The 19,596-nt window shown below is 63.7% G+C and carries 24 protein-coding genes; 6 read left to right on the top strand and 18 right to left on the bottom strand.

Annotated features, from left to right (window positions below; translation table 11 throughout):
• Positions 1-97: 97 nt before the first annotated feature.
• The 16 genes from ACNAOU_RS23670 to ACNAOU_RS23745 all read right to left on the bottom strand — a co-directional run bounded on the left by ACNAOU_RS23670 (position 98) and on the right by ACNAOU_RS23745 (position 10,702).
• On the bottom strand, positions 98-685 hold the full coding sequence (locus ACNAOU_RS23670) for a hypothetical protein (RefSeq protein ID WP_422758948.1): 588 nt from the start codon (positions 683-685) through the stop codon (positions 98-100).
• On the bottom strand, positions 682-1,050 hold the full coding sequence (locus ACNAOU_RS23675; RefSeq protein ID WP_422758949.1) for a hypothetical protein: 369 nt from the start codon (positions 1,048-1,050) through the stop codon (positions 682-684). Before ACNAOU_RS23675 ends, ACNAOU_RS23670 begins: the two co-directional genes overlap by 4 nt.
• The gene (locus ACNAOU_RS23680; protein WP_422758950.1) at positions 1,047-1,451 is read right to left on the bottom strand and encodes a hypothetical protein; all 405 of its coding nucleotides are present in this window, start codon (positions 1,449-1,451) and stop codon (positions 1,047-1,049) included. Before ACNAOU_RS23680 ends, ACNAOU_RS23675 begins: the two co-directional genes overlap by 4 nt.
• A 16-nt stretch (positions 1,452-1,467) precedes the next feature.
• Positions 1,468-1,818: a hypothetical protein gene (locus ACNAOU_RS23685; RefSeq protein WP_422758951.1), complete on the bottom strand. Its 351-nt coding sequence runs from the start codon at positions 1,816-1,818 to the stop codon at positions 1,468-1,470.
• The gene (locus ACNAOU_RS23690) at positions 1,818-2,066 is read right to left on the bottom strand and encodes a hypothetical protein (protein ID WP_422758952.1); all 249 of its coding nucleotides are present in this window, start codon (positions 2,064-2,066) and stop codon (positions 1,818-1,820) included. The genes ACNAOU_RS23685 and ACNAOU_RS23690 overlap by 1 nt, the downstream gene beginning before the upstream one ends.
• Positions 2,067-2,196: 130 nt before the next feature.
• Positions 2,197-2,940, bottom strand: a complete 744-nt coding sequence (locus ACNAOU_RS23695; protein WP_422758953.1) for a Bax inhibitor-1/YccA family protein — start codon at positions 2,938-2,940, stop codon at positions 2,197-2,199.
• Between the two features lie 105 nt (positions 2,941-3,045).
• Positions 3,046-3,921 carry a hypothetical protein gene (locus ACNAOU_RS23700; protein WP_422758954.1) on the bottom strand — a complete coding sequence of 292 codons (876 nt, stop codon included), beginning with the start codon at positions 3,919-3,921 and terminating at the stop codon, positions 3,046-3,048.
• A 115-nt stretch (positions 3,922-4,036) separates the two neighbouring features.
• Positions 4,037-4,309 (bottom strand): hypothetical protein, encoded by a 273-nt coding sequence (locus ACNAOU_RS23705; RefSeq protein ID WP_422758955.1) that lies wholly within the window; start codon positions 4,307-4,309, stop codon positions 4,037-4,039.
• A gap of 80 nt (positions 4,310-4,389) precedes the next feature.
• Entirely contained in the window at positions 4,390-5,514 is a 1,125-nt protein-coding gene (locus tag ACNAOU_RS23710) for a protein kinase domain-containing protein (RefSeq protein WP_422758956.1), read from the bottom strand.
• Between the two features lie 48 nt (positions 5,515-5,562).
• Positions 5,563-6,414: an FHA domain-containing protein gene (locus ACNAOU_RS23715; protein ID WP_422758957.1), complete on the bottom strand. Its 852-nt coding sequence runs from the start codon at positions 6,412-6,414 to the stop codon at positions 5,563-5,565.
• A 145-nt stretch (positions 6,415-6,559) separates the two neighbouring features.
• Positions 6,560-6,844 (bottom strand): preprotein translocase subunit SecE, encoded by a 285-nt coding sequence (secE, locus tag ACNAOU_RS23720; RefSeq protein WP_422758958.1) that lies wholly within the window; start codon positions 6,842-6,844, stop codon positions 6,560-6,562.
• A gap of 143 nt (positions 6,845-6,987) precedes the next feature.
• Positions 6,988-7,437 (bottom strand): hypothetical protein, encoded by a 450-nt coding sequence (locus ACNAOU_RS23725; RefSeq protein WP_422758959.1) that lies wholly within the window; start codon positions 7,435-7,437, stop codon positions 6,988-6,990.
• Positions 7,434-7,595, bottom strand: a complete 162-nt coding sequence (locus tag ACNAOU_RS23730) for a hypothetical protein (protein WP_422758960.1) — start codon at positions 7,593-7,595, stop codon at positions 7,434-7,436. The genes ACNAOU_RS23725 and ACNAOU_RS23730 overlap by 4 nt, the downstream gene beginning before the upstream one ends.
• Complete coding sequence (locus ACNAOU_RS23735; protein WP_422758961.1) at positions 7,592-8,425, bottom strand: hypothetical protein; 834 nt, start codon at positions 8,423-8,425, stop codon at positions 7,592-7,594. Before ACNAOU_RS23735 ends, ACNAOU_RS23730 begins: the two co-directional genes overlap by 4 nt.
• Positions 8,426-8,516: 91 nt before the next feature.
• Positions 8,517-9,734, bottom strand: coding sequence for an ABC transporter permease (locus ACNAOU_RS23740; protein WP_422758962.1), 1,218 nt, complete (start codon positions 9,732-9,734; stop codon positions 8,517-8,519).
• Positions 9,734-10,702 carry an ABC transporter ATP-binding protein gene (locus ACNAOU_RS23745; protein WP_422758963.1) on the bottom strand — a complete coding sequence of 323 codons (969 nt, stop codon included), beginning with the start codon at positions 10,700-10,702 and terminating at the stop codon, positions 9,734-9,736. Before ACNAOU_RS23745 ends, ACNAOU_RS23740 begins: the two co-directional genes overlap by 1 nt.
• Before the next feature lie 155 nt (positions 10,703-10,857).
• On the opposite strand from ACNAOU_RS23745, the gene ACNAOU_RS23750 reads away from it, so the two are divergent.
• Positions 10,858-12,717, top strand: coding sequence for a hypothetical protein (locus tag ACNAOU_RS23750; RefSeq protein ID WP_422758964.1), 1,860 nt, complete (start codon positions 10,858-10,860; stop codon positions 12,715-12,717).
• A gap of 144 nt (positions 12,718-12,861) precedes the next feature.
• A complete protein-coding gene (locus ACNAOU_RS23755; protein WP_422758965.1) occupies positions 12,862-13,182 on the top strand; it encodes a histone-like nucleoid-structuring protein Lsr2 in 321 nt (106 codons plus the stop codon).
• Here ACNAOU_RS23755 and ACNAOU_RS23760 read toward each other — a convergent pair.
• On the bottom strand, positions 13,179-14,216 hold the full coding sequence (locus tag ACNAOU_RS23760; RefSeq protein ID WP_422758966.1) for an ATP-grasp domain-containing protein: 1,038 nt from the start codon (positions 14,214-14,216) through the stop codon (positions 13,179-13,181). The genes ACNAOU_RS23755 and ACNAOU_RS23760 overlap by 4 nt on opposite strands.
• 159 nt (positions 14,217-14,375) lie before the next feature.
• Here ACNAOU_RS23760 and ACNAOU_RS23765 point away from each other — a divergent pair, with 159 nt between their 5' ends.
• A complete protein-coding gene (locus ACNAOU_RS23765; RefSeq protein ID WP_422759255.1) occupies positions 14,376-14,978 on the top strand; it encodes a DUF3841 domain-containing protein in 603 nt (200 codons plus the stop codon).
• Positions 14,979-15,004: 26 nt separating this feature from the next.
• Here ACNAOU_RS23765 and ACNAOU_RS23770 read toward each other — a convergent pair whose 3' ends face one another.
• The gene (locus ACNAOU_RS23770) at positions 15,005-15,667 is read right to left on the bottom strand and encodes a hypothetical protein (protein ID WP_422758967.1); all 663 of its coding nucleotides are present in this window, start codon (positions 15,665-15,667) and stop codon (positions 15,005-15,007) included.
• A 114-nt stretch (positions 15,668-15,781) separates the two neighbouring features.
• Between ACNAOU_RS23770 and ACNAOU_RS23775 the strand changes: the two genes are divergently transcribed.
• From ACNAOU_RS23775 to ACNAOU_RS23785, 3 genes are all read left to right on the top strand, one after another.
• A complete protein-coding gene (locus ACNAOU_RS23775; RefSeq protein ID WP_422758968.1) occupies positions 15,782-16,717 on the top strand; it encodes a ribonuclease H family protein in 936 nt (311 codons plus the stop codon).
• Between the two features lie 121 nt (positions 16,718-16,838).
• Positions 16,839-17,765 (top strand): endonuclease NucS domain-containing protein, encoded by a 927-nt coding sequence (locus ACNAOU_RS23780; protein ID WP_422758969.1) that lies wholly within the window; start codon positions 16,839-16,841, stop codon positions 17,763-17,765.
• A gap of 190 nt (positions 17,766-17,955) precedes the next feature.
• Complete coding sequence (locus tag ACNAOU_RS23785) at positions 17,956-19,587, top strand: AAA family ATPase (protein ID WP_422758970.1); 1,632 nt, start codon at positions 17,956-17,958, stop codon at positions 19,585-19,587.
• The last annotated feature ends 9 nt before the right edge of the window (positions 19,588-19,596 follow it).

Below are 19,596 nucleotides of genomic sequence, written 5' to 3' on the forward strand. Positions count from 1 at the left end.
TTCCTTTCCGGTGCGTTGTTCGGCGTTCACTGGTCCTATGCGGAGCCAGGAGTGACGGCCCTTATTTGTGCGGCATAGCCCGCCGGCGTACCCGCGCTCAAACTGTCCGGGCGCCCAGCACTTTCTCCTGCGCCAGGTGGTAGGCGTACTCCTCCTCCATCTGCTGCGGGGTCGTCAGCACTGCCCCGGAGTTGAGGTCGCGGAGGAACGCCAGGACCCGCTGCTTGGGTGTCGGCTGTGGGTAGCCGGGATGCTCACCGTCATTGATCGGGTAGAGCCGATAGGTTGTGGCCCAGGCGCTTTCGAACCCTTCCCAGAGGGCGTTGCCGCGCACGTCGGTGCCGCCCATGTTGAACAGGTGCCCGAAGAAGCAGTTGGTGGAGCCGTCGGCGGACCGGACGGTGTCGACCTGCCAGGCGTCCTCGGAGGTGGCTTCCATGTACGCGATCACCGGATCCAGGCGCCGCAGCTTCAGCTCGGCCCACGCCACATCGCTCAGCTCGGGGCACTCGTCAGCGGGGTGCATGGAGCGGAGGGTCTTGGCGCGCCCGAACGGGTGCTGGTCGCACTCGGGGTGGACGTTGTCGGCATCGACCAGCCCGCACGCCGTCTTGGGGCAGGGGCAGTTGTCTTCCATCGGTGTGCCGTGCCCCGGCCAGGAACGCCCGATGTGCAGCGAGGTCACCGCGCCTCCCCGTTCCAGACGTAGGTGGCGGTTCCGTCCGGGTGCTTGGCCAGGACCTCTTCTGAGGTGTACGGCCAGCCGTCTCCGGTCGAGGTGGTCAGGATGAACCAGCCGGCAGGCATCCGCCGGAAGAACCGGTCGACCCGGCGTTGGCCGGCAGTCATCACGATGCGGATGACCGACCCGATCGGGAGGGCGTCCAGTCCCTCCGGGGTGCTGAACTCCGACTGGAGGAACACCCCGGAGTCGAGGAGACTGGTTGCGACGTGACGGTCCATGGTCGCCGGAGTGGAGCCTGCGGGCAGTCCGGCGCGCCGAGAGTACACGTCAGCGATCATGTGCGCGATGGCATTCACGGGGCTCATGCTGCGCGGCTGGCCTTGCGCTGTGCTGCGGCAGCGGGCACCCGCACGGGCAGGCGGTTACCGTGGCTGTCCACGATGCCCATCTGGGCAGCTGCGATGCGCTGGCGCCGTTCCCGGCCGGCGAGGAAGGAGTTCAGGCCGGCGATGGTGTGCTGGAGGTGCACATCTTTGCGGCCGTTAGGCAGGGGCGGCGCCGTCTCGGCGGTCACTGCAGGCTTGGGCTGGCGGCGGTTCTGGTTGTTCCGGTCGCCCGGCCCGTTCGGCTGGACGCAGGACTTGCATTTGCCCGAGTGGCCCCACGCCATCGTGCCGGGCATCTCCTTGAGGAGGACGCCGCGCGGCCGCATGGGCCGGTTGCAGTCGCAGCAAAGCGGCTTCGGGGTTTCTGGGTTGATGCTCACGGGTCTGGGTTCTTTCTTAGCTGATCTGTTCGAGGAATTCGGCGAGGGGGATTCGGCCGGCACGGGAGCCTTCGGCGGGGGTGCCGCGGCGCTGGCGGCTCGCTTCAATACCGGCACGGAGGCTGGTCAGGTAGTCGACCCGTTCAACCGGAATGAAGCGGTCTTCCGGGTCCTTGCCGCAGGCTTCGTAGTCGCAGATCCGGCACTGGTTGTCAGCCCAGATCGGGACGGTGTCCGGGTGCTCGGCTTCGGTGGTGCCCTGCGGGCGCATCCGGCTGTTGCAGCCTTTGCACTGCGGAAGCTCATCAGTGGAGGGCTCGAGGTCGACCGGGTCGTTGGCCGGGGTGGGGACGAGGCGGAGGGTCATCAGATTTCCCGTGCCGTGTGGGCGTCAACGAGGGCGCCGAGGGTCTTACGGACGGAGGTCTCGAAGCTTTCCAGGGCGTGGCCGTCGCGGCGGCTGCAGGCCTCCCGCTGGTAGCACTTCTCGTCGTGAAGCCGGCGTGCTACGACCAGGACGGAGAGATCGTTGAGCGTAAGGGCCAGCGGCGTCGCCTGCCCGGCGGGGTATGGGGCGCAGACTTTCTTGGCTGGCCGGCTGTAAGTTGCGGACATTTGCGGGGCTCCTTCGTGCTCGGTGCTGCTTCGTTGACCCCTATGTGTGCGGCTTCCCGGACAACCCTCCACGCGACACAAAACAGCCCGCCCTGCGTTGGTGCAGGACGGGCTGTGAGCGCGCTGGAGGCTAGTCGTCGCCGCGAAGCAGGGCCAGCAGCCGCAGGATTTCCAGGTACAGCCAGACGATGGTCAGCATCAGGCCGAACGCGTTCCGCCACGACTCGATCTGCAGTGCGTGTGACGTGACGTCATCCTCGATGGTGGTGAAGTCCATGATCAGGTTGAAGGCGGCCAGGAGCACCACGATCAGCCCGACGGCCACGCCGATCGGAATGTCGGTGCCGGGGATCTTCAGGGAGTTGATCCCGAAAGGTGTGTTCACGACATGGAAGGCGACCAGCAGCAGGTTGATGACGCTGTAGACCAGGTAGCCGATCATGGCCACCAGCACCATCTTCACCATCGCCGGGGTGGCGCGGAAGCCGCCGAACTTGAACGCTGCAAGGGTCGCCGCGAACACCGACACGGTGGCCAGGACCGCCTGGATGACGATGCCCTCGTAGCGCGCTTCAAAGACCGCAGAAACGCCGCCCAGGGCCAGGCCCTCGAATGCTGCGTAGCCCAGGACCAGTGTCGGTGACGGGGTCTTCTTGAAGATGCTCACGAAGGCCAGCACGGTTGCCACGACCACGCCGACCAGGACCAGCGACGGGTTGGCCCAGCCGATGACGCCGCCGGCGACCAGAACACCCATGCAGAACAGGGTCTTCATGATGACGTCGTCGTACGTCATGGCGCCGGCCGCATCGATGGCCGGTGCGCCTCTGAAGGTGGGTGCCTTCTGTTTCTTGCTGAAGACGGGGTTACTCAAGGTTCTCCATTCAGGGAGGTGTAAGGGTCCGCCGGGCAGCCTGGGAGGTCTGCCCGGCGGTTATGCGGTGATCATGTGTGCGGCAGGTGCCGCCCTGCTGCCCGGCTATTCGCCGTAGTAGACCTCGAGCTTCAGGTCCTCATCCCCGAAGGCTTCGATTGCGCGGGTGCCGCCCTTGGTGGAACGGGGTGCGGATCCGTGGGCGATGATGTCCGGGATCATTTCCTCGAACTTCTCGTAGTTGCGCTGCCGGCCCTTGGTGGTATCGATGTTGACGACGAAGGAATACGGGGTGTCCCGTGCGGGACCGATCGCGGGGTCGTCGAGGGGTTCGCCGCCGATGGCTGACCGGTTGGCGTATCCGATGACACCGGAGAGAGCATAGGCTTCCTCGTCGGTGAGGGGCCGGTTGGCCTGGAAGCGCATGGCGTACGGGTCGTTCGGGTAGTCCAGGGCCTCGGTTCGGGTGAACACAGTGTCCCCGACCTGGACCTTGTCGAAGACTTCGCCGGCCTGCAGCCGCGGGTCCTCGGCGGGCACGGGAACGCTTTTGCCGTCGGGCCGCGGCTGCATCCCGTTTGCGTCGGCGGAATGCCGTGGGGCACGAGCCGACTTCCGGGCTACGGTCTCCAGCGCGTCGGCTTCCGCCGCTTGCCCAAGGCTACGCAGCCGGTCCAGACCGGCTTGGGCTTTCCGGGCCGTGTCCACAGAGTAGCCGCGGTCCTGTACGTGTACCTGTTCAGCCGTTTCTTCGATGTTCCGGTCGCTGAAGTCCAAGGACTCGTTGAGCCTCCCGGTGACGGCCGCGACCTGCGCTTCGGTGAGGTGGTCAAGGACGCCGAGCTGGCGCAGCCGGACCCGCACGAAGTCCGGCTGTACGGACGGCGCGCCGAGGGAGACGGATGGTTCGGCGTGGGTGGTCGGTGCGAACTGGCCGCCGACGGGGATGCCTCTGGGCTGGCGGGCTGTTGATGTGGTCATACCTGGTTTGTGTACGGCCGCGCAGCAAAAAGGCACCCCTGCAGAGTGCAGGGGCGCCTTCATGTTGCAGAGCCGAAGTCCATTCTCGCCGGAAGTCATCCGGAAAGCCCGCGGATCAGTTTTTAGCCATCTGGAATGTCACCTTGAGCGTTGTCGTGGCTCCCCAGTCAGTTGTAATGGCTGCTGTGACCTCGACGGTGCCGACCTCATATTTGAGCAGGTTGGGCCAGTAGACCTCACTGAAGCCACCTTGGGCCTGGCAGGGTGTTCTTTTCGTGTCCAGAAGGACACCGTTGTTCACGACCCGCCATTGCGCGTAGCAACCTTCGCGGCCAAGGCGGCCGCCCGCGGTGTAGACGTAGGGTTCGTATCCGGGCGGACGGCTCACATCGTAGAGACCGGGAGCGAGCTTGCCCCCGGAACTGTGGACGTCAATCCGTCCCTCCGTGATGTCACCGGATAGCGAGTTTATCGGCGAGGGGTCGACGCGCTGATGGTCGGCGTCGGGGTTGGAGTCTGAGTTGGGGTCGGGGTCGGGGTGGGCGTAGGAGTAGGAGACTCGCTCACCGTCGGCACTGAGCTCGGCAATGTGGGTAGTGCCGACGGGGAGCTTGGAGCAGCCTGCGGTCCTGATCCCAGCGGATTCATCAGCGCCACAGCAGTCCCTGCGATGGCCAAAAGAGCCGCGATGATCAGGGCGACGGGAATCCAGCGCCTACGTGCCGGTGTGCCGACCGGGCCCGACATCCGCTGAGGAGCCGGAACGGGGAGAGGTGCTGTTTGGTCGACCAAAGGAACAGCCGAGGTAACCCCTTCGTACTGCGCCCGCCGGAAGGAAGGCAGCAGTTGCGACGCCGCAGGCCGCTGGGAGCCATCGTGGTTGAGCGCGGCCCTGATGTCGTCGCTGAGGGAGCCTGCGAAGTTGCCGTCAGGGATACCCATCCCGGGCGTGTAACGGTCCGGGGTTCGCCCGGTGAAAAGCCAGAGCGCGATCGCACCAAATGCCCAGACGTCTGAGGCCTGGCTTGCTGGCTGGCCCCGGTCCAGGACCTCCGGGGCCATGTATGGGCGGCTTCCGAGAAGATGCTGCGACTTTGTGGCGTCCGGGTCCATCTTCGACTCTGCTATGCCGAAGTCGGCCAGATATGCCTGCTTGTCCTCTCCGACGAGGATGTTGGCGGGCTTGAGATCCCGGTGGATGATGGTCGTGTGTTCGTGCAGGTAGGTCAAAGCGGAGAGGACATCCGTGAGGATGGACGCCTTCTCGGTGTCGGTCAGGGTGCCTGAGTCACCGGCCGCTTGAAGGTTTGTCCCCGGGATGAACCTCGCCACCAGGTACAGCCGCTCATCTTCGATGAACGTGTCGATGATCGGGACGATCCGGTCGTGCTGAAGGGATCCCTGATGGATCGCTTCGCGCTCGAGCCTCCTTTTGGCGCCCATCTCGGGGGCAGCGCTCTCACTGATCCCCTTGATGGCGACAAGGCGGTTGAACTTGGTGTCGTTGGCCTTCCACACCTCACCCATGCCGCCCTCGTCGATTTTCTCGAGGAGCTGGTACCTCCCCTCGCCGAGCATCTGGCCTTCTTGCATGTTCGCCGCCTTCCTCTTCGCCCCAACGGCGTGACTTCAATTGCCGGGCTATCCCCCGGCGTTGATCACTTCTGTTCCCGCGTCGAAGCGGATCGGATCTGCCTGGCCGATCGTGATGATCGACCCACTGACCAGCGGCGTCGGAGCCGTGATGACCTGTCCACTGATCTTTGTCGCGTTCGTGGTCTCCTTTGGGGGCTTTGGCGGCTCCCAGATCCAGCCACTGCCAGAGTGCCGGAGAGTCGCATGGCGCGCGGAGATGTGGTCGTGGACGGTGCGGATCTCGTTGTCCTCTGCGCGCCCCAGCCGGTAGGGCGAATCCTCGGGCCGCAGGACCCACTGCTTGCCCTTGAACGTCACCCAAGCCAGCCCGTTGACAGGCTCGGTCCTGGCGTCATCGGGCATCCCTGCGTCCGCCGTCATCGGACGCGTGAGCCCATCCCTGGCATCCTCGTAGGAGAGGACCGGATTGAGCCGCCTCAGCCTTTCGTTCGGCCAGACGGATACCGGTACGGGGTCGTCGCCAGGCCCGTACCACCCCTGTTTCAACGCATGCTTGTGCCGGTACTCGGCCAGCTGCTCGGAGAAGGCCGGAATGCTGAACTGCTGCACGAAGCGGTAATCCTCGCCCGGCATGGCAATCGTGATTTTTCGGACCGGCATGGGCTTCCCCGAGGGCCCGATGACGCCGCTGTGACGCATTCTTGCCTTGTAGACCCTGTTCACCCGCCACAGAGACAAAGGGCCGACGGCCAGGTCTTTCCGGAGGTAGCTTCGCGCCGCTTGCCAGGCAGTCAGGCCATGCAAAGCGCCCAAATTCCTGAAGAAGAACCACACTCCCACGGTGAACACAGCAATGATCGGAACATAGATGATCAGTAATCCAATCAGCGCGTTCACCGCCACCTCCATCCCCGGATTCGCAAGTTGGGATCAGCGTACTGGCTGGACTTCGTTCTGGGGACTACCTCCGCTTTGATGACGACACATGTCGCAGATAGCAAAACGGCGGCCCCAACGAGGAGCCGCCGCTGGTTTTGCCGGGCTAGTTATCGCCGATGGGGTTGCCCTTGAACAACAGCGAGGACAGGGTGCCAAAGCCGAGGTCCAGCAGGGTGACGAACAAGATCACCACGGCCACGAATGCCACCACGGTCACGGTGTAGCGGAAGAGCTCCTTGCGGGTCGGGGTGACGACTTTTCTCAGTTCCGCGATGACCTGGCGGGTGAACAGCAGGATGGTTGCGACGAGTCCCGTTTTCTCTTTCGCGGCGGTGATTGTTTGCGGCCCGGAGAGGGGCGAATCCCGGTGGGACAGGGTCTGGGTCATGTAAAGCAGTTCCTTGCGTCGGAGGTCCTGCCGCGGCAGGTTTGGGCGTACTCGCTTCACATGTGTGCGGAGAATGCGATAGGTCTCTTCAGCTGACGTCCCGTTGGGCGTGGTACTCGCGGCTCCGTTTCCGGTCCGGCAGTCTAACTCCGGGGGCTGAGGCGGATGTAGCACTCGTTTCTGGTGTCGTCGTAGGCAACGTGCTGGTCCAGGTAGGCGTCGTGGAAAGTTTCTTCCTGGAGGTGTTCCAGATCGACGTCCCCGTAATTGCCGTCTTTGTCTTCGACGCTTTCGATCGTGAATGTCAGCCCATAGTCGATGTCGTACTTGCGGCCCACGTTCAGCCGGGTGAAGTCCGGGTTGATGGCAAGGAGCTTGTCGCTGAGGTGGTCGACGTAGGCGGCGGCAGCCTCCGCGCTGATCGTTTGTGCGTAGTCGGCCTGAGCCCTGGCCCGGTTCAGCCCTGCCAGGTGGGCAAACGGGTCCGTGATGGGGTTGTTCAGGGCAATACCTGGTTCCCCGTGTGCGGTGGCGGCAAATTGTCCGCCGGTGGGGACCCCTTTGGGCTGGCGGGCGGGGAAGTCTTCGGTCATGGTTTTTGTCCTTCACTGTCGGTTTGGGATCGGTATTTCCGTTCGAGCCGGCGCTCTTCATCGTCGTAATTCCGGAGGCTTAGTGCTGTATCGGCGAGGTTGACGGCGGCGAACTGGCCGCCCGCTGGGTTGCCTTTTGGTTGCCGGTTGGCGGTCATCCATCACCTGCCGGAGTCCACGCCGCCGCTTCATTCAGGTCGATGCAGTACAGCTCATCGCCGTAGGAGCCGGCGGAGAACGCGCCAGCCCAGCTGGACTCGCTGGCGTTGGAGTCAAGGTTTTTGAGGAGGTCGTAAATCTCGCTGTTCGCCCCAGGTTCGTCTTCGTCCACTTCCCCGTATTCGCGCAGGAGCCTGCCGTTCGCGTCCCGGACCACGATCCCGCTGATGAAGTCCCCGTTGTCCCAGGAGTCGACTTGAATCTGACCGGTCACAGCTGAAGGGTGCTCCGCCAGGATTTTGCGTGCGGCGAGGGCGGTGCTGGCAAGTTCAATGTCCTTGTCGGCTTGGCGTGCGGCGGCGGCGTTCAGCTCGATGAGTTCTTCCAGCTGTTCGTCGCTAGTGGCCGGGCGTGCCCCGGTGGCGGCTCCGAGGACCTGGGCGCGGACCCGGTTGGCTGCAGCCTTCATTTCACGACGGATAGGCCAAGCGTTCTCGTCGTGCTTTCGGTGTGCCCAATTCTGAGCGGCTACATGGACGTCTTCATCATTGAGCCACGGGCTCTCGAAGCTTTCGTTCTCGATGTCGTGGATGTCGTCTCTGGGGTTCCAAACCGTGAAGACAGGCTCACCGTTGATGCTGACCGTGGTGCTGATGGCCCCAGTATCATCGATGTTCAAGGCCACCTCGGGCTCGGGCAGGTTCTCCGGCCAGCCGTCCAGCTCGGGACGGCGGGACGCCAGGTTCAGGGCCGGTTCGGCGTGAGTGGTGGCGGCGAACTGCCCGCCGGTTGGGATGCCTTTGGGCTGTCGCGAAGCGTTCTCTGTCATGATCCGTATGTGTGCGGCAAAGGCATAAAAACGCGCGACAAAGCGTGGAGGAAGTCCCGCTCCTGAACCGCCCGAAGGAGAGCCTCCTGGCTCAGGGCTTGGTCAGTACCGACTTTAGAGACACCCGGGAGGTGTAGTGGATGCTGCCGTGCCTGAAGAGCTTCACGGCCAGCGCGATGGCCGCTGCACCGAGGATGAACAGTTCGGCGATGACCACCGCCGCCTCTCCCCCGCTGAGCGATCCGAGGCCGTTGCGGAGCAGAGCAGTCACCGGCGCGGAGAACGGGAAGTACGTGAATACCTTCACAACCGGGGAGCCGGGGTCGCTGAGGATGAGCGGGACCGCGTACAGGGGCACGAACATCGTGATGACGATGGCCCCGAACATGCCGTTGGCGTCCTTGGCCGTGGGCATGACCGAGCCGAGAGCGACCAGTGCCCCGGCAAACAAAATGAAGCCGCCGGCGAGCACCAGTGCCCCAACCATCATCGCGGACGGCTCGGGAATGAGCGCGGCCAGGGAGATGTCAGGAATACCTGCGTATCCGCGAAGCAGCATGAAACCAGCGGCAACCGGCACACCCAGGGTGAGCATTTGGACCGCCCCTGTGGCCAGGATCGCGAGGATCTTCCCAACGATCAGCGACGTCGGGTTCACGGACGTCAGGACAATTTCGGTGACCCGGTTTTCTTTCTCCTCGACGGTGCTGTTGAGGATCTGGTTTCCCAGGAAAAGAATCACGAGGTAGAAGAGCCCGAGGAAGGCCAGAGGTGCAATCACGGCGTAGATCCCGCCGGAGGTCTTGCCGTCTTTGAACATGGTCTCTGTGAAGGAGACCTTTCCCGCGGCCAGGGCGGTGAGCTCGGGATTGTTCACTTTCTCCTTGACTGCGACGGCGAGCATTCTGGTTGCCACGGCGCTGTACTTGCCGCTCTCGAACAGGCCCAGGTCTTTGCCATAGACCTGCACCTTGTCGTGGGCAGGAGACCGGGGAACGTAGATGAAGGCGTCCGAGCTGCCGGTGCGGACGGCGTCGATGGCGGCCTGCAGGTCGGTGACACGTGTGCCGCCGGATTCCTTGCCGAGCTTGTCGGAGATGAGGCCCGACTCGTCCAGGTAGGCAAAAGAGATTGGTGCGCGCTGCTGGGCGGAGACGGATTTGCTCGCACTGGCCCCGCTGAAGGAGACGAGGGAGAACACGATCCCGATTGCGACGGGAACGATCAAGGTGGTGATCCAGAAGCTCTTTTTCTTCAGGGTCCGCAGGAACTCGAACCGGACAACGGTCCGGAGGTTGTGGTGGCCCATCAGAGCGCTCCTTCCAGTGTCGGGCTGGCTGCCCCGTAGACGTGCAGGAAGATGTCCTCCAGTGAAGTCCGGGATGTGGTGAACGAACTGACCCTGAGGCCCGCTCTGACCAGGCGGCTGAGGAGGTCAGCGTTGTCGGTACCGTCGGCCAGGGCGAGGTGAGCGGTGCACTCACCGTCGGCTCCTGCCGGGCTGATCTGCAGCGGGGTGCAGGCCAGGTCCTCGGGCAATGTGCCGCTGTAGACGAGGGTTGCAGTTCGGGACCCATACCGTGCCTGCACATCGGCGACCGTCCCGTAGGCCTCGGCCTTGCCGTCTTTGAGGAGCAGGATCCGATCGCAAAGTTGCTCCACCTCGTCCATCTGGTGGGTGACCAGGATGACGGTTGCCCCGGCGCGTTTCTGCTCATCGATGATCTCCATCAGCAAGCGGCGGTTCACGGGGTCGAAGCCTTTGGCCGGTTCGTCGAGGATCAGCAGTTCGGGGTTGCTCATGATGGTGACGCCAAGCTGGACCTTCTGCTGCTGTCCGCCGGAAAGCTTGTCGAGCCGGGTCTTTGCCTTGTCGGCGAGGCCTACCCGTTCGAGATAGTCCAGCGACCACGTTTTTGCCGCGGCGCGGGGAAGGCCCTTGAGCTGGCCAAAGTAGTTCATGACCTCCAGGACAGGCTCCTTCTTATAGAGGCCGCGCTCCTCAGGGAGGTAGCCGAGCCTGTGTCCTTGTTCGGGCGTGAAGGGCCTCCCGTTGATGTGCAACGTCCCGGCGGTGGCCTGGTAGATGCCCAGCAGCGCCCTGATGGTGGTGGTCTTGCCGGAACCGTTGCTGCCGAGGAAGCCGAACGTCTCGCCGCGGCGGACCGCGAATGTCAGGTCGTCGATGACGGTCCGGTCGCCGAAGTCCATCCGGAAACCGGACACGCTGACGGCCAATTCGGTGGGGGCCGTGCCTGGCGCGTTCTCTTCTGGCATGGGTCTCCTGTTTCTGGGCGGGGAAGTCTCTGGTCTTCCACCGCATGTGTGCGGCGTCGGCCCGGAAGGTCTTCACCGTCACATTCAGCGACCATGGCCCGGGGACCGGCAGGCGTCCGTATGCTGTAGCCACAGCCGTCGAAGCGGGGGATCAAATGCGGGTGTTTCGTAGGGCGCGGGCCATCCCGCTGCTGGCAGCTTTAGTGGTCATGTGCCTGGCACTCACCTCCTGTGACCTGTTCGCCCAGAAAGGTGCGGCGCCGTCCGAAAGCGTGGTCGGCGACAACGGGGCCGATCTGACTGTGGCCGGCGTCCACATCGTCGTTCCGGCTGGCGCAGCCCCGGTGGGAACGAAGGTTGAGGCTTCCTTTGAGGACCGGAACCCGACGGGTACCGACGGGGACAACCTGCAATTGCTTGCCAAGGCCTTCAAGATCAGGCTCGGAGACGGGCTGCAGCCGTCAAAACCGCTCACCGTGACCGTGCCGGTGGATAAGAGCCGGCTTTCATCCTGGGACCAGACGGACACCGCACAGACGGTCGCCATGATGATCCAGTCCGAAGGGGCTTCGGAGCCTGATCTCGTCCAGGCCGTGCTGGACCCTGCGGCCGGGACGATCACCGCCCAGGTTCCCCACCTGTCCTGGGTCTGGCCAGTGCAGCTCAACCTGGGTGACGTGGTGAAAACGGTGCGCGACGGCATCCTGCAAAGTCTCGGCATCGAATACCCGAAACCGGACTGCGTGGACAAGCCCGTCACGATCGCCGGCTCCACCTACAAGGCCATCTCCCCGGCGCAGGCCTGGCTGTGCGTCGGCGAGTCCAATGGGTCGCTGACCGTCACCGCCTCACCCAACTCCCCCATCCCGTTCCTCACCACGACTGCCCCGGCCGCAACAGCTTCCAACAAGGTCGAGATCTCCGCCGCTACCGCCTTCTCCGTCGCCCTCGCGCAAAATGCCGGCTTCATCAAGAACCACCAGAGCATCATGATGCCCGGCGCCGACGCCCAGTACACATTCAACGGGACACCCGGGACCGTGCGGATCGGCTTCAAGCAGTACCCTGTGATGCTGCTCGTGTCGATCCTGTCGAAGGTCTTCGACACTGCGCTGGGAAGCTTCGTGAAGTCGAAAGCCCTCGACGACCTCGCCAAAGCAGGATGCATGCAGAACATCGTCGACACCGCGGATGCCGGCAGCCCGCTCACGCCCGCTTACGCCGCCGGGATCGTCAAGTCCTTCTTTGGATGCGTCGGCACTGCCCTCAAGCTTTCCCCGCCAGCTCAAATCCTGCTCGCAATCATCAACGCCGGCCCGCAGTTCCTGGTGGCTTCGGCGCTGGGCATCATCAACGAGTTCACGGGCGGCGCGAATTTCGAGTCGACCATCACCGCGTCGGCGGCGCCTGCCAGCGGCACCATGGAAGGCGCCACACGCTTCGTGACCCTCGACCCGTGGAAAGATGGCACCCTGAAGGCCGTCAGCCAAACGTATGACGGGGCAACCAACAATTCGGGATCCGGCTGCATTGGCTCCGAGATCGCTCCACGCAAGGATGGCTTCCGCTGCTACTGGCCAGGGATCTTCGACCCGTGCTTCCAGAACCCCTCGTCCGCACACGATTTCCTGTGCATAGGCGTCACCGAGGACGGGAAAACCCTCACCACACTGCTCAAGAACATGCAGCTGGGCGACAGCCTCGGCTTTAGGCAAAACACCGGCGCACCCGACCAGAGCAGCCCCGTTCGCGCCGAACTGGTTGACGGGACGGTTTGCGTCAGAGCCACGGGCGCCGGGCCCCAAGGTATCCCCGGCTACCCGTACTGGGCTGGGTCCTGCTTCGGGCCCTCCGGAGGTGTCTGGCGCGTCGGCGAATCGGAGCTGTGGAAGAACGATCTGAAACACTACGCGCTCTACCCGCCTGTTACAGCCGGCGGTCATTGGCAACTCGCCGTCGCCAGCGGAGATACCGCTCCGGCCAAGAGAATTGACGTCAAGACGGCCTACCGGTAGCCCGGCCCGCTGCAGCCAGTGTAGCCCTCTAGTCGCGGGTGTAGTGCGGCGTTCCACGAGCGTCTCCGGGGTCTCCGACGGATGACGGACCGCCTAACGGCGTGTGACAAATCCGCGGGTCAATCCCGGTGATACCCTCATCGGATGGCGCAAAAAACAGTAGTAGAACTGATCGATGACCTCGACGGATCCGAGGCCTCGCAGTCCCTGACGTTTTCCCTTGACGGTGTGGACTACGAGATCGACCTGAACGATCAGAATGCAGAAGAACTCCGGTCCTCTCTGGCGAAGTTCGCAGAAGCAGCCCGCCGCACGGGCGGACGCAAGCGCCCTGTCAGCGATGGGAGGGTTGCCGGGGTCTCATCGAAGGATATTCGCGAATGGGCCCTGTCTGAAGGCTTGGAAGTGAACACCCGCGGCCGTATCCAGGCATCCATTGTCGACGCCTACATCAGCGCCAACTAACGGACCGTTTCTCGTTCCAGGGTAGCCATCGCTTTGGTCACCCGAGCCGGCTGGCTCGCGTACAGCCCGGCGTTCAGCAGTGAGTTCAATTCGACGATCAGAGGCTTGCCGGTGGGGCCGAGCGCGACGTCGATGACGTAGTCGGTCAGGGCCGGAACTTCCAGGGCCAGGGCGTCGACAGCGTTGCGTGAGAAGTTGGTGAGGGCCCTGGCGATCGCGGGCTCGGCCTCCACCGGGGACTTTGCCTGCCGGTGACGGCGCAGCTGGTTGTCGAACGGGTAGCCGTTGTTGTCCAGAGGCGTGAATTCCTCCACGCATCCGGCAGCCGTGGCAACCGTATTGCCGACGACGAACAGCCGGTATTCGTACTCCATGGTCACGAATTCCTGGGCGATGATGCTCTCCCGCACACCTTCCATGTACATCGCCCCATAATCGAGGGCGTCGTACATCAGCCGTGACCCGTCTCCCGGGCCGAAGCCTGCGGGCAGGTCCATTGGGAAAGCGAACTGCTTGATCTGAACCGACTTCAGGAACGCCCGACGGGCACCGCCTGCGGCCCAGCCGGCGAGGACGTCGCCGAGTTCGGCGCCTTGACCTTCGAGGCCGAAACCGCAGACGCTGAGGCGCCGCCCGGCCCGGGAGACGAACGCCTCATAGCGGTAATAGTCGGCGGCGAGGCGGGCCTGCTGCATGTCGATGTCCTCGTGGCGCCGACTCGGCTGAGTCCCGTAGCGGGGCCAGTGCTGCAGTTCCGCTGCGGCGCGGGACTCCCCCGTCCCGGCGTTGACGGCGATCCCCGGTTCCGTGGAGACCACCAGCCAGACGTTGTCGGCACCGAAGGTGTTCAGGGCTGCTTCCAGGCGGACTGCCTGCTCCACGAAGTCCTCGTAGTCTCCTGCCCCGTCCCCGGCAGTGGCCGGAACGTGCCGGGTCCAGAGGGCGACCAACTGGTCGAAACGTACCCTGGCGGTAGGGGACGCGGCCCGAGGTGCGGCGATGGGGCGGTTGACGATGCTGACTAGCCAGGGCATGGTTCCTCCAGAGACGGGTTTGCTGCCCGCCATGTGTGCGGCGGCGTGGAAAGCAATGCCCGAAGCCCCAAGGTGAGCCGGAATCTCAGGGATGATGTAGCCGTGCTGAATTTCCGCGTTCGAGACGCCCGACCTGCCGAAGCCGTACCAGCCGGGAGAATGGGCTACGACATCTTTGCCGATCGGCTCCTGCTTCACACTGTGCAGCCCGTGAGCGTACTGGATTCGCTTTTCACGACCGGCATCCATGTTCCGGATAAGTCGCTGGTTGACCCGTTCAACGCGGCACCATATGACTGGATGCTGGCGCAGATGGCGGCACGGCTCACAAGCGAGGGCGAAGGGGCGGTCTGGTACTGGGCCCGTATTCGACGCCAGGATCTCGTGGACTGTTGCAAGCAATCGAGGGGCGAGGTGCTTTTCACGTGCAAAGTACCTCGCGAACAGGTGCTGCTTTCGCACTTCGGTGACTGGCATGCGGTTCTGAATCGGCGCCCGCATGTTCCTGATCTCCCCGGCGAGAGCGACGATGAGTACCGCTTCCGTTTCGAGCGCGTCCTTGACGATTTCGATGAACGGCTCAGCATGGCCGGAGGGTCCAGGTCCGAAATCACCGACTGGCCTCCGGAATTGCGAAGCGAAGTCGAGCAAGGTTGGGAATCGGTTCTGGATCCGGCTCAATACGGCCGCTTCGAGTCCTGGCAGGCCACGACGCACGTGCTGCGCGCCGAAAACATCGTGGAGGCCGTCAGGTTCGTTTGAGCGGGCGCGGATCCAAGGTTCTTTGCTCAGACGAGCATCGACTCTGCCGCCATGCAGCGGGCTGAGCGGGTGGCAAGCAGCTCCCCGAATCGGAGCACGAACTCCCCGGCCGTGTCCGGATGCTCCAGCGGGTCGCGCATGCTCGGTGCCAGTTCAATCTGGATCGCACCGCTGCCGGTAGAGCGGGCGTAGCTGCGGACCGATTTGGGGCTGACCGCGTTGAACTGGCCGCCGGTGATGACGTGGAAATCCGCGAAGGTGTCCTCGATCAGTTCAGCCATTTCCAGCTCTTCTTCGCGAGGGTCGTTCCCGATCCCGACGTAGATGTCCGCTTCGTGACGGGCGCTGACTCCCACGACGTTGATCAGGTACCGCCCTTCATCGAGCATGTCATCGAGCGCTAGTTTGAACGGGTCACTGCGCTCATCCCAGTAGGTCCAGTCCGAGCTGATCCCGTCGCTGGCGAGCCAGCTCTGCCCTGCCGTTGACCCGAGCAGCTGAACCATCGCCCCGGTGTACTGGTCAGCGAATTTTCTGCGGCCGTCGGACCACCGGTTTGTTGCGTGAGGGGCGGTCAGGAGGAAGTATCCATCGGCCTTCGATTGCCTGATGGCATCGAGGCTGTCGCCGTTGTAGAAGTTCCGGCCGAAGGATGTCTCAAGCATCCGCAGATCGCGCGTCAAGTCCATACCTATGAACATGCGTAGACGGTCCCGGCAGCGGTGGGAACGTCCGGTCCATATGCCGCACACATGCAGTGGGAGGCGGCAAGGTGCCGCACCATTGACCGGAAAGAGCCGCTCATGTCCGCCGCACCCCAAGCAACCACACAACTTCACCCAGCAGGGCCACCTACCGACGTCATCCTCCACGTCCGGGTCCTGGACAACGGCGGACAGTGGGGTATCGGCGTCCTGGGCGACGATGGCAGCCTCCATATCCGCACCGGGGAGGTCCATGCCCAGGAATCGTTCGGCGCCACCCGCACCGAGGCCGTCCTGGCGGCCTTCTCCGCTGTCCTGGAGGTGGCCGCTGAACACCAGTACGTCATGCTTGATGTATCAAACATCCTGGTTCGCAAGGCGATCGCCGGAATGATCGACGGCGTGCCGAACGTATTTCTTTCTGAGACGACCGCCATCTGTGGCCACCGCACCGCTGTCGTCAAGGCCCTGGAAGAGATGCCTGTCTCGACCGAGGCCCGGCTGAACCCCAACGCCCGCAGCATGGTGGTCAGCACCGATGCGTCCATCGCCAACGGCGGCCAGGTAGCCGGGCTCGGCTGGGTCGTTGCCGCCGAGGACGGCACCGTGCTTTCGTGCGGCCAGAGGACTGCAGAGGTGGCGCGAACCGGAGACATCCTGACAGGCGAACTGCTCGCGATCCGCTGGGCAGTCCAGTCCCTCATCAGCCGCCACCCCGTCCCAGTAGAGGGACAGGGCACTGTCGTGGTCCAGTCCGATTCCAAGGCAGCCCTTCGCGTGGTGCGAATCATCGGGGCCTACCGCTTGCCTTCCTCGTTCAATGCCGAGCAGATCAAGCTTGCCAAGCGCATCCTTGAGGAGACCCGTCACATACCCATTGTGTTCCGTTGGGTGAAGGGTCACCGTGGAGATGAAGGAAACGAGGCTGCTGATCGGCTGGCCGTCCTCGCACGACGCAACCGTGAGTTCGGCGTCACCACTGAGGTTGGCACCCGGATGTTCCGCGACCTCCGCGACGAGCTCGTCGCCGCCTGACGATCTGCGGCCTCGGCTCCACGGACGGCTCTTTGCCCACTCTCCCGCGAGGCAGTGTCGGAATCCTGTACATTCAGAGCGGAAAAGACTGGCCCAAGCGGGGCCGTTGGCTGGGAGAAGAGTGACGTCGTACTGGGTTGTCCGTCAGGGCAAAGGTGGCAGCAACGCACAGGAAATGATCGAGTCCGGATACCTGGGTGTCGATTTCATCGGCGACTACGACATCAGACCGTACCTCGGCTCGGGCTCCGAAGCTTTCCGCAGGGCACTGAACGGTGTGTATCAGGAGCTGTACCCGGGAACAACGAAGATCGGTGCCGGCCTGGCCATGGGCAGGCTGTGGACAGCCTGCGAAGGCATCCAGGAAGGTGACGTCGTTCTTGCGCCCAAGCCGGACAGGACCTACCAGTTCGGCGTAGTGGCATCCGGCTACGAGTACCACCCAGGCTCGCCCCTTCCCCACCGCCGCCGGGTCGATTGGAAGGGCTCCTTCGGCCGCGACGAAATGAGCCCGGGTCTGGCGTCCTCGGCGGGCACCCAGCAGACGGTCCTCGAACTGGCCGCCCATTCTGCGGAACTGGCACAGCTCACCCGTGTCACCGATTCCGTGCCCGTCATGGAGGCCGTCATCGCCTCTGAGGTAGAGGAACAGCTCGCCTTCCAGATGGAGAAGCAGCTCGAGGATTTCCTGGTGAGCAACTGGCGCAGCACTGTCCTGGGCCGCGACTACGACATCTACGAAGAGGACGGACAGCTCGCCGGCCAGCAGTATCTGACCGACACCGGCCCGATGGACATCCTGGCAGTCAGCAAGGACGGCAAGCGTATCCTCGTCATCGAACTCAAACGCGGTAGGGCCAGTGACGCGGTGGTTGGCCAGATTCAGCGATACATGGGCTTTGTCCAGGAGACCATGCTGGAGCCGGGCCAGGAGGTCGAAGGGCTGATCATCGCTTTGGACGACGACAGGAAGATTCGCCGGGCCCTGTCAGTGGCTCCGAACATCAGGTTCATGAGGTACCGGGTCGAGTTCCACCTGGAGGAGTAGCAACCCACAGGGACACTCCGCCAGGGACCGGCCCCGCACTGCTCATGTACCCGCATTGGTAGATTTCCAACGCCCAAATTTGAGCGCGTGCCCGCCACACATGACACTGGTCGGTAACTTGATACGGCCCCCGCCAGTCCTGGGATATGCTGCCCGGAGTTGTGGCACTGAAACACGTGGGGGAGCCTAAGTGAATGCAAAGACGCCGTTGACCTTCGGCAAAACCCTGGTCGAGCTTATCCGGGCGCGGCACCCGATTCTTCTCGTCGAAACTCACGAAGGCAACCGGGTGATCGCGGCCGCCGAAGCCGTTGCTGTCAGTCCCGAACTGCGGCGTCCGCGGAGTGTCGTGGCCTACACGGTGTCAAAGGGATTGCACACACCAGGCCAGGCTGGAAAGCCAACGTCACCGGATACGGCGTTGAATGAAGCCCTCAAGGCAACCGAACCGACCATCTTCGTGTTCTTCGACCTTCACCACTTCCTCGGATCGCAAGGCCGGCCAGCCGAGCCGATCATGGTCCGCGCCGTTCAGGACGCAGCGCTGGCGTTCCGCACCGGAGAAGTGCCGCACACGCTGATCATCGTCTCCCCGGGTATGACTCTTCCGAACGATTTGGAGAAGGAAGTCACCGTCGTTGATCTGCCGCTGCCGACGGCCGGGGAAATCGAAGGTGTCCTTGACGAGATTGTTGGCGCGAACGCGGCCTCGATCGTTGTCGACCTGTCCCCGGATGACCGGATGCGGCTCATTCAGGCCGCCCAGGGCCTGACGTTGGGTGAAGCGGAGAACGCGTTCGCCCGCGCCATCGCCTCAGACCGACGGCTGGACGCCTCCGACATCGCGCTCGTCCTGGATGAGAAACGCCAGACGATCCGGAAGTCCGGGCTGTTGGAGTTCATCTCTCCGGAAGGGACGATGAACGACGTCGGCGGTCTGGAGAACCTCAAGAAATGGCTGAACAAACGCAACGGCTCCTGGCTGCCCGAAGCCCAGCGCTGGTCCATCCCGGCCCCCAAAGGCGTCCTCATCACCGGCGTTCCCGGTTGCGGCAAGAGCCTCACCGCCACGTGCATGGCCACTTTGTGGGGGTTGCCGTTGCTCCGTCTCGACGTTGGCCGGGTCTTCTCCGGACTGGTCGGCTCCAGCGAACAGAACATGCGGGGCGCCCTGAAGCTCGCCGAGGCAGTCTCACCGTCCATTCTGTGGATTGATGAAATCGAGAAGGGCTTCGGCTCCAGCGGCAGCGGCGATTCCGGAACCAGCCAACGGGTGTTCGGAACGTTCCTCACGTGGATGCAGGAAAAGAAGAGCCCCGTGTTCGTGATCGCTACAGCCAACAAGATCGACTCCCTGCCCCCGGAATTCCTCCGCAAGGGCCGCTTTGATGAGATCTTCTTCGTGGACCTTCCCACCAAGGAAGAACGAAAGCACATCTGGCGGATTCAACTGGAGAAGCGGCTCACATCCGACTCGGCTGCCAGCGGCGACTTTGAAACCACCGAGGACTCACTGGACTTCCTCGCCGAACTAACCGAAGGCTTCTCCGGAGCTGAGATCGCCGAGGCGGCAGTCAGCGCCTGCTTCGAGGCGTTCTCGGAACGGCGCATGCTGAACGAAAAGGACCTGCGCCGGGCCATCTCCAACACCGTTCCACTGTCGGTCACCCAGGCCGAACAGATCAACGGTATCCGCGAATGGGCTTCCACCCGCGCCGTGGCCGCTACTTCCATCAGCGCCCGTGAGGAATACTCCTCGACAAGCACCGCGGCCAGTACTGACGTCAACTCCTGGCGCGGCGGCCGCCAGATCGATTTCTAGGCGGCCACG

Origin of the sequence: Paenarthrobacter sp. C1 (assembly GCF_049315185.1) — a bacterium.
In the GTDB taxonomy this organism is placed as follows: domain Bacteria; phylum Actinomycetota; class Actinomycetes; order Actinomycetales; family Micrococcaceae; genus Arthrobacter; species Arthrobacter nicotinovorans.

Bases quoted from the DNA above. Each gene is read 5' to 3' on its own strand.
- ACNAOU_RS23675 (WP_422758949.1), bottom strand. From the start codon at position 1,050: ATGAGCCCCGTGAATGCCATCGCGCACATGATCGCTGACGTGTACTCT.
- ACNAOU_RS23685 (WP_422758951.1), bottom strand. From the start codon at position 1,818: ATGACCCTCCGCCTCGTCCCCACCCCGGCCAACGACCCGGTCGACCTC.
- ACNAOU_RS23690 (WP_422758952.1), bottom strand. From the start codon at position 2,066: ATGTCCGCAACTTACAGCCGGCCAGCCAAGAAAGTCTGCGCCCCATAC.
- ACNAOU_RS23700 (WP_422758954.1), bottom strand. From the start codon at position 3,921: ATGACCACATCAACAGCCCGCCAGCCCAGAGGCATCCCCGTCGGCGGC.
- ACNAOU_RS23710 (WP_422758956.1), bottom strand. From the start codon at position 5,514: ATGCAAGAAGGCCAGATGCTCGGCGAGGGGAGGTACCAGCTCCTCGAG.
- secE (WP_422758958.1), bottom strand. From the start codon at position 6,844: ATGACCCAGACCCTGTCCCACCGGGATTCGCCCCTCTCCGGGCCGCAA.
- ACNAOU_RS23725 (WP_422758959.1), bottom strand. From the start codon at position 7,437: ATGACCGAAGACTTCCCCGCCCGCCAGCCCAAAGGGGTCCCCACCGGC.
- ACNAOU_RS23730 (WP_422758960.1), bottom strand. From the start codon at position 7,595: ATGACCGCCAACCGGCAACCAAAAGGCAACCCAGCGGGCGGCCAGTTC.
- ACNAOU_RS23735 (WP_422758961.1), bottom strand. From the start codon at position 8,425: ATGACAGAGAACGCTTCGCGACAGCCCAAAGGCATCCCAACCGGCGGG.
- ACNAOU_RS23740 (WP_422758962.1), bottom strand. From the start codon at position 9,734: ATGGGCCACCACAACCTCCGGACCGTTGTCCGGTTCGAGTTCCTGCGG.
- ACNAOU_RS23745 (WP_422758963.1), bottom strand. From the start codon at position 10,702: ATGCCAGAAGAGAACGCGCCAGGCACGGCCCCCACCGAATTGGCCGTC.
- ACNAOU_RS23750 (WP_422758964.1), top strand. From the start codon at position 10,858: ATGCGGGTGTTTCGTAGGGCGCGGGCCATCCCGCTGCTGGCAGCTTTA.
- ACNAOU_RS23755 (WP_422758965.1), top strand. From the start codon at position 12,862: ATGGCGCAAAAAACAGTAGTAGAACTGATCGATGACCTCGACGGATCC.
- ACNAOU_RS23760 (WP_422758966.1), bottom strand. From the start codon at position 14,216: ATGCCCTGGCTAGTCAGCATCGTCAACCGCCCCATCGCCGCACCTCGG.
- ACNAOU_RS23765 (WP_422759255.1), top strand. From the start codon at position 14,376: ATGGGCTACGACATCTTTGCCGATCGGCTCCTGCTTCACACTGTGCAG.
- ACNAOU_RS23770 (WP_422758967.1), bottom strand. From the start codon at position 15,667: ATGGACTTGACGCGCGATCTGCGGATGCTTGAGACATCCTTCGGCCGG.
- ACNAOU_RS23775 (WP_422758968.1), top strand. From the start codon at position 15,782: ATGTCCGCCGCACCCCAAGCAACCACACAACTTCACCCAGCAGGGCCA.